The 16,986-nt window shown below is 34.8% G+C and carries 21 protein-coding genes; 7 read left to right on the forward strand and 14 right to left on the reverse strand.

The genetic code is table 11. From position 1 onward, the window contains the following. Window positions 1-324: 324 nt before the first annotated feature. From JR050_RS09285 to JR050_RS09295, 3 genes are all read right to left on the reverse strand, one after another. On the reverse strand, window positions 325-1,098 hold the full coding sequence (locus tag JR050_RS09285) for a TerC family protein (protein ID WP_204203221.1): 774 nt from the start codon (window positions 1,096-1,098) through the stop codon (window positions 325-327). A 194-nt stretch (window positions 1,099-1,292) separates the two neighbouring features. Further along, complete coding sequence (locus tag JR050_RS09290) at window positions 1,293-1,523, reverse strand: hypothetical protein (protein ID WP_204203222.1); 231 nt, start codon at window positions 1,521-1,523, stop codon at window positions 1,293-1,295. A gap of 13 nt (window positions 1,524-1,536) precedes the next feature. Then, entirely contained in the window at window positions 1,537-1,959 is a 423-nt protein-coding gene (locus tag JR050_RS09295) for a hypothetical protein (protein WP_204203223.1), read from the reverse strand. Window positions 1,960-2,256: 297 nt separating this feature from the next. Between JR050_RS09295 and JR050_RS09300 the strand changes: the two genes are divergently transcribed. Then, window positions 2,257-2,475, forward strand: a complete 219-nt coding sequence (locus JR050_RS09300; RefSeq protein WP_204203224.1) for a hypothetical protein — start codon at window positions 2,257-2,259, stop codon at window positions 2,473-2,475. 428 nt (window positions 2,476-2,903) lie between these two features. Next, entirely contained in the window at window positions 2,904-3,764 is an 861-nt protein-coding gene (locus JR050_RS09305; RefSeq protein WP_204203225.1) for a VanW family protein, read from the forward strand. A gap of 160 nt (window positions 3,765-3,924) precedes the next feature. Here the strand turns inward: JR050_RS09305 and JR050_RS09310 are convergent, their stop codons facing one another. Further along, window positions 3,925-4,485 carry a sugar O-acetyltransferase gene (locus JR050_RS09310; protein ID WP_204203226.1) on the reverse strand — a complete coding sequence of 187 codons (561 nt, stop codon included), beginning with the start codon at window positions 4,483-4,485 and terminating at the stop codon, window positions 3,925-3,927. A 347-nt stretch (window positions 4,486-4,832) separates the two neighbouring features. Here JR050_RS09310 and cspC point away from each other — a divergent pair, with 347 nt between their 5' ends. From cspC to JR050_RS09325, 3 genes are all read left to right on the forward strand, one after another. Continuing rightward, window positions 4,833-5,033 carry a cold shock protein CspC gene (cspC, locus tag JR050_RS09315; RefSeq protein WP_204203227.1) on the forward strand — a complete coding sequence of 67 codons (201 nt, stop codon included), beginning with the start codon at window positions 4,833-4,835 and terminating at the stop codon, window positions 5,031-5,033. Window positions 5,034-5,421: 388 nt separating this feature from the next. Further along, on the forward strand, window positions 5,422-5,979 hold the full coding sequence (locus JR050_RS09320; RefSeq protein WP_204203228.1) for a CBO0543 family protein: 558 nt from the start codon (window positions 5,422-5,424) through the stop codon (window positions 5,977-5,979). A gap of 179 nt (window positions 5,980-6,158) precedes the next feature. Further along, on the forward strand, window positions 6,159-6,662 hold the full coding sequence (locus JR050_RS09325; RefSeq protein WP_204203229.1) for a CBO0543 family protein: 504 nt from the start codon (window positions 6,159-6,161) through the stop codon (window positions 6,660-6,662). A gap of 251 nt (window positions 6,663-6,913) precedes the next feature. On the opposite strand, the gene JR050_RS09330 is transcribed toward JR050_RS09325, so the two are convergent. From JR050_RS09330 to JR050_RS09355, 6 genes are all read right to left on the reverse strand, one after another. Then, complete coding sequence (locus JR050_RS09330; RefSeq protein WP_204203230.1) at window positions 6,914-7,114, reverse strand: hypothetical protein; 201 nt, start codon at window positions 7,112-7,114, stop codon at window positions 6,914-6,916. A gap of 472 nt (window positions 7,115-7,586) precedes the next feature. Continuing rightward, entirely contained in the window at window positions 7,587-7,775 is a 189-nt protein-coding gene (locus tag JR050_RS09335; RefSeq protein WP_204203231.1) for a hypothetical protein, read from the reverse strand. Between the two features lie 110 nt (window positions 7,776-7,885). Continuing rightward, window positions 7,886-8,665: an alpha/beta fold hydrolase gene (locus JR050_RS09340; RefSeq protein ID WP_204203232.1), complete on the reverse strand. Its 780-nt coding sequence runs from the start codon at window positions 8,663-8,665 to the stop codon at window positions 7,886-7,888. A 93-nt stretch (window positions 8,666-8,758) separates the two neighbouring features. Further along, window positions 8,759-9,280, reverse strand: a complete 522-nt coding sequence (locus tag JR050_RS09345; protein ID WP_204203233.1) for a hypothetical protein — start codon at window positions 9,278-9,280, stop codon at window positions 8,759-8,761. Beyond that, window positions 9,273-9,758, reverse strand: a complete 486-nt coding sequence (locus JR050_RS09350; protein ID WP_204203234.1) for a hypothetical protein — start codon at window positions 9,756-9,758, stop codon at window positions 9,273-9,275. The genes JR050_RS09345 and JR050_RS09350 overlap by 8 nt, the downstream gene beginning before the upstream one ends. Before the next feature lie 179 nt (window positions 9,759-9,937). Then, a complete protein-coding gene (locus JR050_RS09355) occupies window positions 9,938-11,176 on the reverse strand; it encodes a CNNM domain-containing protein (protein WP_204203235.1) in 1,239 nt (412 codons plus the stop codon). Between the two features lie 228 nt (window positions 11,177-11,404). Between JR050_RS09355 and JR050_RS09360 the strand changes: the two genes are divergently transcribed. Both JR050_RS09360 and JR050_RS09365 read left to right on the forward strand, forming a co-directional pair. Further along, on the forward strand, window positions 11,405-12,334 hold the full coding sequence (locus tag JR050_RS09360) for an ABC transporter ATP-binding protein (protein ID WP_204203236.1): 930 nt from the start codon (window positions 11,405-11,407) through the stop codon (window positions 12,332-12,334). A 1-nt stretch (window position 12,335) separates the two neighbouring features. Further along, window positions 12,336-13,451 carry an ABC transporter permease gene (locus JR050_RS09365; protein WP_239454242.1) on the forward strand — a complete coding sequence of 372 codons (1,116 nt, stop codon included), beginning with the start codon at window positions 12,336-12,338 and terminating at the stop codon, window positions 13,449-13,451. 45 nt (window positions 13,452-13,496) lie between these two features. On the opposite strand, the gene JR050_RS09370 is transcribed toward JR050_RS09365, so the two are convergent. From JR050_RS09370 to JR050_RS09385, 4 genes are all read right to left on the reverse strand, one after another. After that, entirely contained in the window at window positions 13,497-14,378 is an 882-nt protein-coding gene (locus JR050_RS09370) for a cupin domain-containing protein (RefSeq protein WP_346726734.1), read from the reverse strand. Window positions 14,379-14,580: 202 nt separating this feature from the next. Next, window positions 14,581-15,138, reverse strand: a complete 558-nt coding sequence (locus JR050_RS09375) for a peptidoglycan-binding domain-containing protein (protein ID WP_204203237.1) — start codon at window positions 15,136-15,138, stop codon at window positions 14,581-14,583. 83 nt (window positions 15,139-15,221) lie between these two features. Then, on the reverse strand, window positions 15,222-15,923 hold the full coding sequence (locus tag JR050_RS09380; protein WP_204203238.1) for an endonuclease/exonuclease/phosphatase family protein: 702 nt from the start codon (window positions 15,921-15,923) through the stop codon (window positions 15,222-15,224). 295 nt (window positions 15,924-16,218) lie between these two features. Then, complete coding sequence (locus tag JR050_RS09385) at window positions 16,219-16,896, reverse strand: RraA family protein (protein ID WP_204203239.1); 678 nt, start codon at window positions 16,894-16,896, stop codon at window positions 16,219-16,221. Between the last annotated feature and the right edge of the window lie 90 nt (window positions 16,897-16,986).

Here is a 16,986-nt window from a genome sequence, read left to right on the forward strand (position 1 = left end):
TTTCATACGTTGTCTCTTTATGGAACTGAGTCAATTCCAATCCTCTAATGAATGTCGGCTTAATTTTATCGACGAACTTTATATATTTCTTATGAGTTTAGTCTAATTCGGCGACTATTGAACATGATTCGGCGAAAGTTTAAATCTTTTCGGCGAATTTCAACTATAATTCGCCGAAACTCCGAACACTTCCGGCGATGCTACTTCTATTTCGACGAATCCGATAGTATATCAACAACTTAAATCTTATTTCGGCGAAAAACTTACAACCTTCCCTTAAAAGCAAACAAGCGATAATCCACTTAATTATCGCTTGTTTCTACCTTACATAGATTCTGCTTCTTTTCCTTTTTTAGCCGGTGCAAACCAACCGATAAGTGCGATAGCAACTAATACACCATAAAAGACAAGTGTCCAACCAGTACTGTGAGGGAAATGATGATCTAATACACCGATATCTGGATGAGCAAGTGTAATGACTGCAAGCTTCACACCAACCCATGCAACAATGGCATAGGCAGTTGTTTCCAACGCTGGGCGTTTGTCAAGGAGCTGAACAAACCATGTAGCGGCAAACTTTATCAATACAAGTCCTGCGATACCACCGAGAACGACAACTATAAATTGTCCTCCGTCCATCCCACCGAAATTACCTAATGGTGAATCTGGAAGACCTAGTGCAAGTGCTACTGCAGCTAAGATTGAATCAATCGCAAAAGCAAGGTCAGCTAATGCAATCTTCCCTACTGTAGGGTAGAACCCTTTACCCCTAGCCTCTTTTTCATCATCTTTATGAATATCTTCATTTTTCTTACCGAACTTTGCTTTAATGACATGCTTTAAACCTAAGTAAAGTAAATAAGCTGCTCCGATGGCCTGAATTTGCCATACGTTTGCAATAAAAGAAATTGCAAATAGTGCTAAAAACCGAAAAGCGAAAGCCATCAAAATACCATAATTGATTGCCTTTTTCTTTTGATCTTCTGGTAAATGTTTCGCAATAACTGCAAGCACTAGCGCATTGTCAGCTGATAACAAACCTTCCAACCCAATTAAGATTAACAAGGTCCATGCATACTCTAACCAAATCGAATCCATTGATTTCTCTCCTATCTAAATGAATAATGACTATTTCAAAAACATCTCTTACTGTAGATTTTCCCATTAACCTACATGTATTCCTGTAGATATTTGGTTTATATTAATTTTTATAAACACTATTTGAATAAACCTTTAAAAGAAACACATTAAAGACATATACGTACTGATAAAGGAAAATGTTTCAATTTGCCTTATACGTCAGTTTCCTTTTCCTCCAAATACTTGTTATATACTTCTTGTGCTTTATCTTCCTTGGGTACAAATTTAGATATTCGTTTATGTAGATCATTCAATAAGTATAAACCTCTAAAAATACAACCAACTACAATACCAAATCCAACAATGCCGGCCACAAATGGGTCAACAATCCATAATATGTAGGCTAACACAGTCGCTAAAATAATTGATAAAAATAAATACACTTTACTCCTCCGCTCAATTCTTCTCTTCAGCTTTAATCATACTGATCAATTTACGTATTATAAGTGCAATCAGAACAGATGAAGAGACGAACATAAAATACGTATTCACATTAAAATATTGAGAATTCACATGGATTGACATAAACGACGTGATGTCTTCTATATACTGCCAGTCAATAAACCCAAACTGTTCTTGATATACACTTGCAAGTAATTTTTTGTACGTAAAAAAAGCTTGTCTTTGATACAGAAACGAACTTGTGAGTTGTATGACGAGTACGGTAACGATCATGATGAAAGTCATACGATTTAACGTAAATTCCTTCAAAATCTTATACCACACAAACACTAAACTACAAAAAACAACGAAAAGTATACCGACAAATAATATCGCAGGGTTTCCATTGCCCGATGTTTGACCAGGGTTTGGATTCATTTCATAACATATCCAAAAAATAGGAACTGCAAATAGCAACAAGAATAGAAGAATCGTTATCTTTTTTCGAATAGAACATTCCTCCATTTTGACACGTTTCTGACAAATATAAGACTTCTTACATAATTTTACCATAGCTACTTGCATTATAAATAAAATTATAGATTATGAAAAGAGAGAAATACTCTAGTATTCCATGTTAAACTAGTAAAAAATTTTTCTAGTAACATTGGTCTAAATTCCACATCTATTAAATAGTTATAGAATATAAAAAATTTAATAGAAAAGGTGATTACAATGTTTAATGTTTCATTCTATGATAAGAAAGATGTTTTACTCGTTCAATATCGAAGCCAAGTTCCAGCTGAAGGAGAAGAATTAAAAGTAAAAGGACGTAAAGGGAAAGTAACTCGTGTTGAAACGGTTACAGAACACAAATTCAACGTACACGTAGAATTAGAAGCAGAAAAGAAAAATAATATGGCGGCAGATGCAGGGAAAAAGAAAAAGCGATAAGTAAATAAACGCACAAGTTAGGGGTATCTCTAATTTGTGCGTTTTCTAATATAAATACTGCTTTTGTATGCGACGTTTTTTAAACTGGTAATTTTCTCTGGTTCTTTAGCCGCAGCTTTCATTCCTATGAATGTACCATTTGAATAACCAATGACGTTTACCTTTTGTTTAAACCATTGTGCTACATAATCAGTCAATTAAAGTAAATCTTCCACGTGTAGGTCTTTATTTACATCGAATAATTCTCAAAAAATGAACCGTCTTCTAACTTCCTCTTTAATCATTCTTTTTCGTCACAACTATTTACTCCTCTTGTTATGCCTTAATTACATATACGAGAACACACTCTGTTTTCCTTTAAATACCATTAATGTAAAAAGCTAATATTCTCCCAAATAAAGCACATAGTATTGGTAGGAGGAATCAGGATGATTAATTTATTTTTCTCATTATGTTTACTTACTTTCAGTACTTATAACCCTACAAATAATGATGACCTGGCTCTCAAACATGATGGTGAAACAATCGCCACAATCAATCATGATGCATTCACATCATCTCTCATTGATATTCCGACTATAAATGAAAAAATGTTTGAGCAATTGGTAACAAAATTAGAGCAGCATATTAACGAAGAGCCCGTGAATGCCTATATCAATGAGAAGAACGTAATTGTATCCGGTAAACCTGGATATCAATTAGATCGTGAAAAATTCAAACAAGAACTATATACATATTTTTTGCATCATCAACCATTAGAGTTAGAAATTCCTACTGTAACCGTTCATCCGAGAGTTAGTTCTGAGCTAATAGCCGACATCCATGTGAAGCAAATCGGCAGCTTTGTTACCTATTACAGTGTTCATAAAAGCGAGCGGTCGTCTAATATTGCAATAGCTGCAGAAGCCATTAACAATCACGTTGTGTTCCAAGGAGAAGTATTTTCCTTTAATGAAGTGGTAGGAAAACGGACAGCGGAAAAAGGTTATCTACCTGCACCTATCATTATTAAAGGTGAATTGTATGACGGCGTTGGCGGCGGAATTTGCCAAGTATCCTCTACTTTATTTAATGCCGTTGATGAAGCTGGTGTAAAGATAGTCCAACGGTATTCCCATAGCCGCCGCGTTCCGTATGTTCCACCTGGTCGAGACGCAACAGTTAGTTGGTATGGACCGGACTTTACATTTAAAAACGTTTATAATCAGCCAATTTTAATTCGTGCTAGCGCCAAATATGGAAGACTGGTTATTCAGATTTATTCTTCTGAAGTGATTAATACAAATTAATTAAAATCAAACTCGGATGGTTCGATGAGCCTCCACAAATGGAAGACCGGGGTAATTAAGTGATAAAATTAAAAATAAATAGCTTTATACTTAGAAACGCATGGACTTCCATGCGTTTCAGCTTTTATTATTGCTATATGTATGTATTCAAAAAATGAATTTACAATTCAATGTACTTAACTATTCTTGCTGGATTTCCTCCAACCACAACGTTATCTGGTACATCCTTCGTGACTACTGCACCTGATGCAATAACTACATTGTTCCCTACTTTTACACCCGGGTTTATTACTGCACTTCCTCCAATCCAAACATTGTTTCCAAAATAAATCGGTTTTGCATATTCTTTTCCCGAATTACGTTCCACTGGATGAAGTGGATGTGTCGCTGTATAGATTTGCACGCCAGGAGCAAGCATACAATTATCCCCAAATCGCACTTCACAAACATCTAATATAGTGCAGTCGAAGTTTGCATAAAAGTTTTCTCCGACGTGTGTGTTATATCCATAATCGAAACGAATATTGGGCTCCATATATAAGTTTTCACCAGTTGAACCGAGTAATTCTTTTAAAAATGTTGTTCGTTTCTCTCCTTCCGTTTCTAGTGTCTGGTTATATATCCTTACCTTACGTCTAGCCTCCACACGATCCTTTACTAAAACTGAATCAGCAGGGTCATACATTTCTCCAGCTAACATTTTTTCTTTTTCTGTTCTCATTGCATTTGACCTACTTTCTAAATCTTTTTAATAATGGTAACGTGTATACTCAACATATTACTCTTCCTTACTTTCTATTATAACGTACTGCTCCACCACATAATTAAATGGATTCTGATTCCCTAGTTACATATAAGTACATATTGCCAAAGTTAATTATTTGTCCCGGTAAGAAGTTACAGTAATAGAAAATAATTTATCCATGATTTGCTTTTTGCAGATTTTCCTGTTATGATGAATAAGAATTATTTTTGTTCGGTGTAAAAAATATTGACTTTTCGTCTATAAAATCACTTTGGGCAAGGATAGTAATACATTGTGTGGTAACACACTAGGAGGCAACAAAAATGGAACAAGGTACAGTAAAATGGTTTAATGCAGAAAAAGGTTTTGGATTTATCGAACGCGAAAACGGAGACGATGTATTCGTACATTTCTCAGCAATCCAAAGTGATGGCTTCAAGTCATTAGACGAAGGTCAAAAAGTTACTTTTGACGTTGAGCAAGGTGCTCGTGGACCTCAAGCTTCTAACGTTCAAAAAGCTTAATCTTAAAGCAACCTACAAACAGGCTCTAATTTTAGAGCCTGTTTTTTTATGAGAATTAGTAAATAATGAAAAAAACGGTAAACCTCTAGGGTTTAACGCCTCTTTTCTCTTGTAATGATAGCTTCTGTCACTACGATTATTCATATCATTTAGTTCTGTATTACTTTAATTTCTTTTCCCTCTTTGCTTTTGACCACACTTTTATAAATTTTGTTCGTAACATAACCCACATGAAAAAATACTTCAAAATGATTTCAAAAATATATAAAGTGTTTCTCCATTGTGAACTACATTAGTTGAAGACTCTCTTCTTTTTTCTTGAATTAAGATCTTAATAAATGAAAATAATAATAAAAACTGAATAAGATTTCATTGGTGAACTCAAATTATGAACACAAACGTAAAGATAGCAATTAAACTTGTGAATCAGCATCATCAGAATGTTACTCAAGATATAAACCAATGGCTAAACAATGAATTATTTACATGGAACTGGTGGGTTCTTTTGGCATTTGCACTACTGCCCTGGATGGTTTGGTTCAAATTCAAAGAACGCAAAATACTAATAGAAAGTATCCTTGTTGGTACCATAGCGATCATACCCACTACCTATTTGGATGCGATTGGACTTGACTTAAAGTTTTGGACTTACCCCGTACAATTTATACCATTAGGTGCAAGGGCTCTACCATTTGATATGTCAATGGTTCCTGTCGCTTATATGCTGCTGTATCAATTTTTCAAAACATGGAGAGCCTTTATTATTGGTTTATTAATAATGGCAACTCTATTTGCTTTTATTGGTGAACCTGTTAGTAAAGCGATGAACTTGATCTATTATTTAAAATGGAAGTATTATTACTCTTTCTTCTACTACATAATTCTTGGTCTTTTTATAAAATGGTTTGTTAATAAATGTAGAGATATTAACAAGAATAATATTTAAGATCGTTCTTAATGACATATTTAAATGCAATGTTTACGACTCAAAAGAGACTTGGTTATTAACTTAGTTTCTTTTGTATCATTCGGAATCTTCCTTTTTCTTCACAACCCCTATCATTCACGACTGGTTTTACATAACAAATAGAAATGATGACACACTAAATAAAGGAGGTGTTGAACTTGAGAAGAAGACAAAAAGTGAAATTATCAGGATCCTTCCTTGCTATAACTACAATAATTGGGATATGTTTGTTACCCTTTGCAATTTATAAACGTTCATTCAAAGACTGGTTAATTGTTTACCTTGTCAGTTTAATCGGGAACTCATTGGCCGACCGATATCTTGTATCAAAGGGGTATTTAAAGTACAATATACGACCATTTCCAAAGAATGTTAAAATTCATTTACCTTTTGATTATATACATTATCCAATATTGCTTCTTTACTATAATCAATGGACACTAAATAGTAGACCTTTAGGAATAATCTTAAAACTCTTCCCTTTTGTTATACCACAAGTAATTATTGAGACGATTGCAGCAAAGAAGACAAACCTCATATCATGGAAAAAAGGATGGACTTGGTACCATTCATTTATCTGTTTAGTGATTAAACTTCTATTATGTAGAAGCATTATTGCAATTATTAGGATGTTAAGTAAAGAAAAGGTTTCTACTACTTAGTAAGCATTATTTTAAGGAGAAGCCTTTAAAAAGTAAAAGTTCTAAGTAGTCACTTGTTTTCGCATATGCTTGTAATATATTTTAGATTTATAAAAACTGCAGCAGTGATTTAACAATTTTATTTAAAATGGAAAGTTACTGAAAGTAGAAAGGTCAAGATGTTAAAACTTCTGAAATCTTCAAAACTATACCTAAATTGATGCGAAAGTGGCGGATCACTATTATCTATCCCCTGTTTATAAAAAGGTATTTTATTCTTCTAATTTTAACAATTCTGCAATCATATCAGAACTACCTGGCATAAACAGAATCAATGCGAAAACGATACAAAGAACACCAACAACAAACAAAAAGATTAATATTTTAACTGACCGAGGTACCTCTTTCCATAAAGCTCCTATCATAATAAGTACAACACCTAACAGAAGTAATAATAAATAATAAAACCCCACTTCATCACCTCGTGTAACCAGATTTTAAATACATAGAATTTTTATGTATGTAGTAATTCTATGTATAAGAATAAACGATGATGTTAATAAAGTAAATACTTTTGTATTAGGAACCCAATAAAAAAGTACATGATCCATAATGGATTCATGCACTCTACACTTTTCACAGTTCGTTACTTTTCCTCTCTTCCATTGCCAATGAAATATATAAAATTAAAAATATGATACCTTGAACCAACGGAAAAAAGATTACTATCCAAGTCAATGTACTTATTTCACCATTTCCAATTGGACCAACTTTTGGGCGGTACATTTGATATAGAGTAAAAATAAAAAAGAATATAGACAATATTGAAACGGTCAGGAACACATTTTTCCGCACTTTTTACACCTCTAATCTAAACTAACGTTTAACCATTATTAACTAGTACAATGTGTGACCTTTCCAACTTATATACCAGTATTTCCTTTCTTAATAGATTTCTTTAATAAAAGTAAAGTTCTTATTCAGTTCACTTTCATTGATTGCGATTCTATTTGTTAAATCTGTCGTTCTAAATACAAACTCTTTTACCCCAATAAATTCTGATTGACTAATCAAGTAAAACTGAGTTCCCTTTTTATAACCATTAAACTGTCTTTTTAATTTATATACTTTCATTCATTAACCTCAAATGATAATTTGTTTTCGATATATGTTCCCTACCTATTATTATTCACCAAAAAAGAACACTATCCTCTATGAATAGTGCGGTGAATCTAACTTTTTCACTAAATAAATTGTGTTAGTAGCTTGTTAAACTTATCACGTTCTTCCCAAAATGCGCCATGTCCACTATATTCAAACGGTATTAGCTGTGAATTTCTTATTTTTTGGTTAAGTTCTGGTGCCTGTGCAAACGGAATAACTTTGTCATGTATTCCGTGAATGATTAACGTAGGTACATTTATTTTTGGAAGATCCTCATCCAATTTTTCATCTCTTAATGTCACAATAATAGCAGCTGTTGACCAACTTGCAGCTTGTAATCCCATTTGCATAAACCAGTCCGAAAATGGTTTCGAGATATACTGAAAGAAAAACTGATCAGTTACACCTTGCATCATTTTAGGGCGATCATTTAATGTTTCCGTAAGAAGCGCATTTGCTGTTTCTGGTGTAAATCCAGTTGGAGCTGCCGCATCAACGAGAACAAGTTTTGATACCCCATAACCATTGTGGCGTGACATATACCGAATTGCAATAGCCCCACCCGTGGAGTGACCTACGAAAGTAAAATTGGTTAACTGTAGGATATCGACTACGGTTCGGATATCATCTGCAAGTCTGTTAAAAGAATACCCACTCACTGGTTTATCCGATTTTCCAAAGCCCCTCCAATCTATACCAATACATCGGTAACCCATTGCAGGAAGAATCGAAAATTGATACTCAAACTGGTCATGACTTAACGGCCAACCGTGTAAAAAAACGATGGTCTTACTCCCTCCAGGGTTAACATCTTCCACATATAAATTCACACCTGGCTCCACCGTAACAAAATATCCCATGAAGATTCCTCCCTAGTTAAAATGTGCTAACTATAAGTTATTCATTTTGTCAACATAGGTGAGAATCTATAGGAAATAGTTTATTCTGCAAAGTTAAGCTTCTTTTATTAGTCGTCCAATCCATTTAAAATAAAGTATATTAACAACCATTGCAAAACAATAGAATAAATAAGAGTAGTAATTCTCCCATTTCTTAAATTGAAACAAATTAAAATACTCAGCAGATATCCATTCTAATCCCATTAAAATGAAGGCACACAGTAGAATAAAAATAATGTTGTTTAATTTGAATTTTTGATAAAAGTGAATAAACGTAATAACCGGCAATGGATATACGAGTATTTGAAGAATGGAATCAAAGAATTCGCCATGTGCGTAATCTAACGTATCATAAAAATCGAGTGGCGGTTCGGCGAAAATCCGATCTCCTACAGTTGCAAATAACATATTAAATACAAATAATGCTACAATCTCCGTTTTGAGTAGAACGGGATCCTTTCTATGAATAAAAAACAGAATAAACCACGTAATAAAAATGATGGCTATTACAAAAAGTTCATTTTCATCAAAGTCTTTTGGTGTTAGTGGCCCTAAAATTATTGATACATTATACAACGCCGATATATTCCTTTCTTAACACTTCTTGTAGATTCCTCATGAATATAATCGAAATACAAAGGATTCCAATTGAAATGCATAAATCTACAATCGGATACCAATGATTTGATTCAGATTGTAAAGCTCCTATTAACAAATAAACTTGTTTAAACACTAAATCGATTACTACCCAACTAACCAAAACTAACGATATAATCGAGTGTTTTGTTCGATACATATATAATAGCCACATTAAAATGATTGGAAGTGTAATCCCGAAGTGCAGATAACTCCAAACTCTAGGTATTAATTCTTCTTTAACTCCTAAACGTTCATAAGCTGAGAAGATTTTGAAATTAATATGTTGGCATAAAAATGATGTGAAAATAAACAGCAATAGTACTTCTAACTTCATAAATAATTTTGTCAAATGCTTTAGTGAGTTTAACAAATAGATCATGAGTAAGAGTTCAAAAATTAAACAAATATATAGCATTCTCAATTCCATCCTTTTTCCAGCTAAACTTAAGTTATAATTTCTTCTTATTATCTAGTTTCACAGCATTTATATTCTTCTAACGAACTAAAAAAAGCCTCTTACTTTTCAGTAATGAGGCTTTCTTTCGTAAATCAACGTTCATAATAATAGCTTATAAAACTTTTCACACCAAGATATTACTGTCCAGGCGGTGTTTTCTTTGTAACTTTAATAGCTTTCAACTTATTGTCCTCAACAGATTGGATTAGAAAATGCAGATGGTGATATTCAAATGTTTCACCCTCAATTGGAAACCTACCTAATTCCTTTAATATAAATCCTGTTAAAATATCTTCTTGTTCTGGTATTTTTGTTTTAAATGCTTCATTAAATCTTCTAAGAGCTAGTTTCCCATTACAGATAATATGAGATTCTGTTAGTTCATCAATTAGAATTTCCTCATTTAGATCCGTTTCATCCATGATTTCCTGACCAATCATCGCTTCGATAATATCTTCATGGCTAATAATCCCTTTTGTCCCACCATATTCATCCAAAACAATTGCCAAATGTCTTCTGTTTTTGAGCATTAGTTTAAAGACATTTTCAATCGAATGAAATTCAAAAACAAATAACGGATCACTATCAATATAATCCTCTAGCTTTTTTGTCGGTTCTAACGACCATTCAAGGAGCAACTTTGAGTGTAACACCCCTACAATATGATCCATATTCTCTTTATAAACTGGAAAACGTGTATGGCTTCCATTTAATATTATTTCTCGAGATTCTTCATAACTTGCTTCACAAGGAATTCCTTGTATTTCTGTGCGTGGTGTTTTAAGTGCATCACGGACATCCATATTATAAAAGTCAAGAACTCCTTTAATTCTCCTTGTTTCATCATTTTGAAATGTACCTTCAGATGTTGCGATATTGACCATCGTGATTAACTCTTCTCTTGAAACAGATATAGAAGGTTCCGCATCTTTCGAAATTAACTTAATAATGAACCTTGTAAAAGCTGACAAAAGAAACGTAAGCGGCTTAAATACAATTAATAGTATCCTTATAACCGGGAATACGATATATGCAACTTTGTCAGCGAACGTTGCAGCAATTGACTTTGGTAGTACTTCAGCAAAGATGATTAAGACTACTGTTAAAATACCTGTTGCGACACCAACATTAACTCCATATTCAATCGCAATAATCGTGACAATCGTAGGCAGCATGATATTTGCGATATTATTACCAATTAAAATTGCCGTAATTAATTCATCAGGTTTTGAAACAAGTTCCAGTAGCTTTTGAGATTTTTTATCATGATTCTCTGCTCTAGTTTTTATTTTCATTTTATTTGCTGCCGTTAAAGCTGTCTCACTTCCAGATAAAAAGAAAGAGACCATTAGAAAAAACAGTATTGCAATAAACAATTTAAAATTCCTCCATATAGGTTGATAGAAAACGTATTTACATATATTTTACCTCTCTACTGAAAATTTTACCAATTTACGTATTTTCTTTATTAAAAAGTTGCAGGTTATGTATGATCTCTTGTCATTGTAAATTTTTATAAAATAATGAATCTTTATCCTTTGTCATACGTACTAGTAAAGGTAGTTCATTTGTACTGGTATTTTTTATAGAAATGAGGAGATGTAATGGCGGTATTAGAGGTTCATAATCTGAAAAAGTCTTTTGGAACAAACCACGCTGTGAAAGACATAAGTTTCACTGTCAAACCTGGTGAAGTCTTTACGATAATTGGTCCAAATGGTGCTGGCAAAACGACCACACTAGAAATGATTGAGGGCTTAGTAGATCCCGATCAAGGTGACATTCTTTTCGGAGAGTTAAACTGGAAACAGCATTCCGTTCAAATTAAGAAAATGATTGGCGTACAACCACAAACAAGTGCGATGTTTGACCTGCTAACACCCGAAGAGAACTTGGATTTATTTGCTACCTTCTTTGACAAGGCAAAGTCTACAGAAGAAATTTTACAGCTCGTGAACTTAACAGATCATCGGAAAAGCCACGTGAAAAAGTTATCAGGTGGTCAGCGACAACGTCTCGCGATTGGCCTTGCGATGATTAGTGATCCTGATATTATCTTTCTAGATGAACCCACAACAGGACTTGATCCACAAGCCCGTCGAAACATTTGGGACATTGTACTGGAGTTAAAGAAGCTTGGTAAAACGATTATTTTAACAACTCATTATATGGAAGAAGCTGAAAAGTTAAGCGATCGTGTTTGTATTGTAGATTCTGGGTTAATTGTCACATTAGACACCCCTACTGCTCTTATTGGTCAGTTAACAAAAGAACGTGAAGTTAGATTGTCGTTCACAGATAATGAAGCAGCGGCAATGGATGCAGAAAAATTGGCTGAAAATCTTGAATCTGTATCCAGGATAGAACGAGAAGGAACAGCTTTAAAGGTATGGAGCGAGAGCCCGGAGGATTTATTATATGACTTATTCAAGTTTACAAAAGAAAAGGAATATCAAGTAGACCAAATCTCCATCCATGAAATGAGTTTAGAAGATGTGTTTATCGCCTTTACTGGCAAGGAATGGAGGGATTAAGATGAAGCAATTCAAACAAATGTTTCTCGCTCAATTGCGGTTAACACTCCGTGAAAAGCAAGCCTGGTTTTGGGGAATCTTCTTCCCTGTTATTCTCATGGTCATCTTTATGACGATTTTTAGTGGTGATAACTCGAATGACGAGTTCAAAACTGAAGTTGCCATCGTCAGTGAAAACTCAAATGCTACTTCTGATATGATGTTAGAACAGCTTAAGCAAATTCCTGTTATTGAGATTTATGAGGACGGACTCGTTAGCCAAAAAGAAGCAAATGAACTCGTTCGCGAACAAGAAATAGACGCTGCCATTATCTTACCAAGAGAAGTAGATGCAACTGAAATTGGTTTAATTGTAAATAAAGAAAACGAAAGCAGTGCAACAACACAAGTTGTTGCGGGCATTCTTGATAAGTTTGTCCAACAAGCAAATTTAGCGGTTGTTGGAGCAACTCCTACGTATGAGCTGCAAATCGATTCAATAACGGCTGGAACTAACACGTTAGAGTATACCGATTTTCTTTTAACCGGGATGATTGCCTTATCAATTGCTCAAGGTGGATTGTTTGGAATGGTCGGTCTTGTAGATATGCGCCGAAAAGGCTTGATTAAGAGACTACGAATGACACCTGCAAATATGGGGCTTTTTGGTCTTAGTGATATGCTTGTGAGGTTATTGTTTAGCTGTATTCAAATTACATTATTAACGCTCATTGGTGTATTCGTTTTTGGGGCAAACGTTTATATTAATGTCATTAGTCTATTATTTGTTTTCTTAGTCGGAGCCCTTTCGTTCAATGCCATTGGCTATTTAATTTCTTCATTCAGTAATACAAATGAAGCCTACATGGGCGTTGCAAATATTACTAGCTTTGTGATGATGTTTCTTAGCGGTATATTCTTCCCAGTGGAAACAATGCCAGAATGGCTTCAGCCGTTTTCAAATATCTTACCTCTTACTTACTTTGCAGATGGATTGAGAGATAGTATGGTGTACAACTCAAGTATTGCAACGAGTTCGCTATGGCTAAGCTTTGGGAATATGGTCATTTGGGGAGGAATTGCCTTCTTAATTGGCTCATTGTTGTATAAAAGAAAATCGATTGTAGAAACGAGATAATGAAAACGCAGTGATTTCACACCGAATTCACTGCTTTTTTCATTACTAATTGCCTTCTTCAGCTTCTGCTGCTAATGCGTCAGCTTTTGTTTTGTGTACCGTACCGAAAGGGTGTTGAGGTGGTGCATAGATGGAATACAACTTTAAAGGTTCATTACCTGTATTGATTAGGTTATGCCATTTTACTGCAGGGATAATGATTGCAAAGTCATCATAAATCTTTTCCTCAAAAGTAAGTTGTTCCCTGCTATCCCCCATCTTCACAACTCCTTGGCCTTGTTCTATACGAAGGAATTGATCTAAATCCGGGTGAATTTCGAGCCCGATATCTTCCCCTACACCAATACTCATTAACGTTAGTTGTAAATGACTACCTGTCCATAATGCTGTTCGGAACGTATCGTTTTGCTTCGTCGCTTCCTCGATATCGATCACAAACGGTGCATCGCCATAATCTTTAAGTTGAAGAAGTGCCTCAAATCTCATCGCATTATCTCGTTCATTATTTAGTGCCCAAATAAACATATTTTGAACCTGTGGATTTTTAGTAAGTAAACAACTCTTTTGATAAAGATCATATCCCGCTACTTCCGTTTGATACGCCTTTTCCAACCCATCACGATAATTTTGATAATGTATCTGTTCGTGTTGAAATTGTGGATGTGTTCCAGTCAATTGAACATATAAACTATGAAGCTGGCTATATTGCACTTTGTTTCTTTCTAGCGCATATAAAATATGCTGCTGATGACTTTCATTTGGTGCTGTGTGTGCTAATCTCGTATAAAGCTCTATAGAAGACGCCTCTTTTTTTATCCCATCTACCACAGCATCAATAAGCGGCTGATCATATCGATACATCGAGTTTGAATAAGTAGGATAATAAGGATAAGAATTTGTTAATGAATCATCATACATCCTGTTCATTCCCTTCACATAAATATTCAAAACATCATATGCCTATAAATTCAAAATGGAAGTTGTATACAAAACAAAACACTTTAGCACTTTAAAGGAATGGGGGCCTGGCCCCCACTCCTTTAAAGTGCTAAAGTTCATGTTTCAATTTCCACAAATAGAAAAACAGCCTGATACATTGCTATCAGACTGTTCGTTTCCATAATGTATATTAATCATTTAATACTTTATCCATAACCGTCTTTGTTTTTGGTCCAAAGACACCATCATTCGCTAACTCAGGGAATCTCTCCTGGAATTTTACGACTGCTGCCTTTGTATTTGGACCGTATACACCATCCACCGCTACGTTATAACTCATATCATTTAGCGCCTTTTGAAGTGTTTTCACGGCTTCCCCTCGACTACCGACTTTTAGTACACTAGTTTCTGCAAAGCCGAACGAGTTTACTGCTTTCGAAAGTGAAGCATGTGTTTTAGCTCCGTACACACCATCTTGTGATAGATTCTTAGATTTTTGAAACGCAACAACAGCTGTCTTCGTGTTCGGACCGAAAACACCGTCCTCCGACAGCTCCGCCCCCATAGCCTTATTCAGGGCACGCTGCATAATTTTCACACTTTCTCCTTTTGATCCTACTTTTAATACTCCCGATAAATCAAAAATCGAATAATTGATGCTATCTTCTGCATGAGTCGCTGCTGGTACTCCTGCAAATAACAAAGAAGCTGTAAGTGCTGTAGCCGATAATACCTTCCACGTTTTCATAAAAAAATCATCCCCCTAAGTTTTCATTCGCTTATGTAACGGAGGATGTTTTGGATTTGTTGCATAGAAATGGAAAATAATTGTTAATTCATTTCGAGAATTAGCGGCAAATGATCACTTAATCCTTGCCACACATCATTATCTTTAATACAAAACCTCGTGTTTTTATCTAAAATGGATTGAGAAACAAAACAATAGTCTATGTGAAAGGGTTGGTCTTTTTTTCTATGATGATAGTATGTAGGGGTAGCCTCTTCACCAAATGATTCATTCGTGAAATGATGATAACAACTTCTAATTCCAAACATACCTAGAAACTCATTTATTTCACCCATACCCTTAATACCACGGTAGCTAGCTTTTAGCTTCTGATCGATATTAAAATCTCCCATAATAATTACATGTTGATTTCGAAGCAATTCTCCATATTCGCTTAAAGCTGTAAGTACATATTTTCCGTATGAAATACCCTCTTGCCTAATTGGCCAAACAGCTATTAAAGTAAAATCTTCTTCACCAGTTACCTTTATAGGAACAATCCACTCAAAGCTAGGGAATTCTTTGATGATACTTAGTTTGTATTTATCAGATAAAGAAATAATTCCTAAACCTTTATTCTCATTTTTACCACACCATATCCCGTCATAAATATTCAATTCACGCATAAATTGATCTGTGTTTTGACACTCTGGAATAATCGCAATATCAGGTGCCAATTCTATTAATCTTTTATACTTATCTTTATTGATAAATCCTTGCTGGCAGTTCCAAGAGATTATTTTCATACATACCTTCCACTCCTATATAAGTTTCTGTTAATTAATACCTATTCGGATTTATATATATTTACCTACCTAATTTTGGTAATTTATGATATAAAAGTAATTATTTTATTAACAAAAGGGACCAAACTGGCCCCATTTATAACTGCATTATTCGTTTATGTACTTAACAGTAGCTATCTCGCTTGCAAATCTATCCCCGTTATCAATAAAAACTATTCTTGAGATTGAGTGCACCTAGATTGTCAGGGCCATAACTGCTAGTTTTAGATTTTAAGAGAACTAGTAAAATGTTTTCTCAATCCACCCCTTCACACCCCTTCGTTCTCAAAAGCACGTCAACAGCCGATCCGTCGTAGGATCCATTATCAATGGAGGCGAGAATTTCTATCTCATTTAGCATTCTTTCTTTTGCTAATTTAACAATTTCTTCTGCATGATCTGGTCTTACTGCCACGACACCATCTTCATCACCGATGACAATATCCCCAGGATGAATGACCATTTCAGCAATTGAGATTGGTACATTGATCTCCCCTGGACCATCTTTATACGGACCACGGTGTGTGACGGCTTTCGCATAGACTGGGAATGATTCTTTTGCGATCACCCCGGAGTCACGGATTGCTCCATTTATGACAAATCCGTTTACGCCTTGTTTCATCGCAAGACGCATCATAATTTCACCAATCATCGCGTGTGTCACCTCACCACCACCATCAACCACAATCACATCGCCAGGCTCTGCAAGCTGAATTGCCTTATGAACCATTAGGTTATCACCAGGTCTCGTTTTTACCGTTAATGCTGTCCCAAGGAGCTTTCCGTTATTATGAAATGGACGCAAATGTGCACCACCCGAAAACATACGATTCATACAATCACTAATCACTGTCGTTGGTATATCTCGAAACTTCGATACAAGTTCCTCACTTGCCTTACGATCTCGTTGTAATATTCTAAAACCTAGATTCATATAAATTCCCCCTCACAAACACACAAGTGATTCATTATATTTCTCCCATGCCCCATTTCAGAACAAAACCAAACCATCTTTTACAACGAA

Origin of the sequence: Bacillus suaedaesalsae (genome assembly GCF_016890225.1) — a bacterium.
Taxonomy (GTDB): Bacteria; Bacillota; Bacilli; order Bacillales; family SA4; genus Bacillus_BS; species Bacillus_BS suaedaesalsae.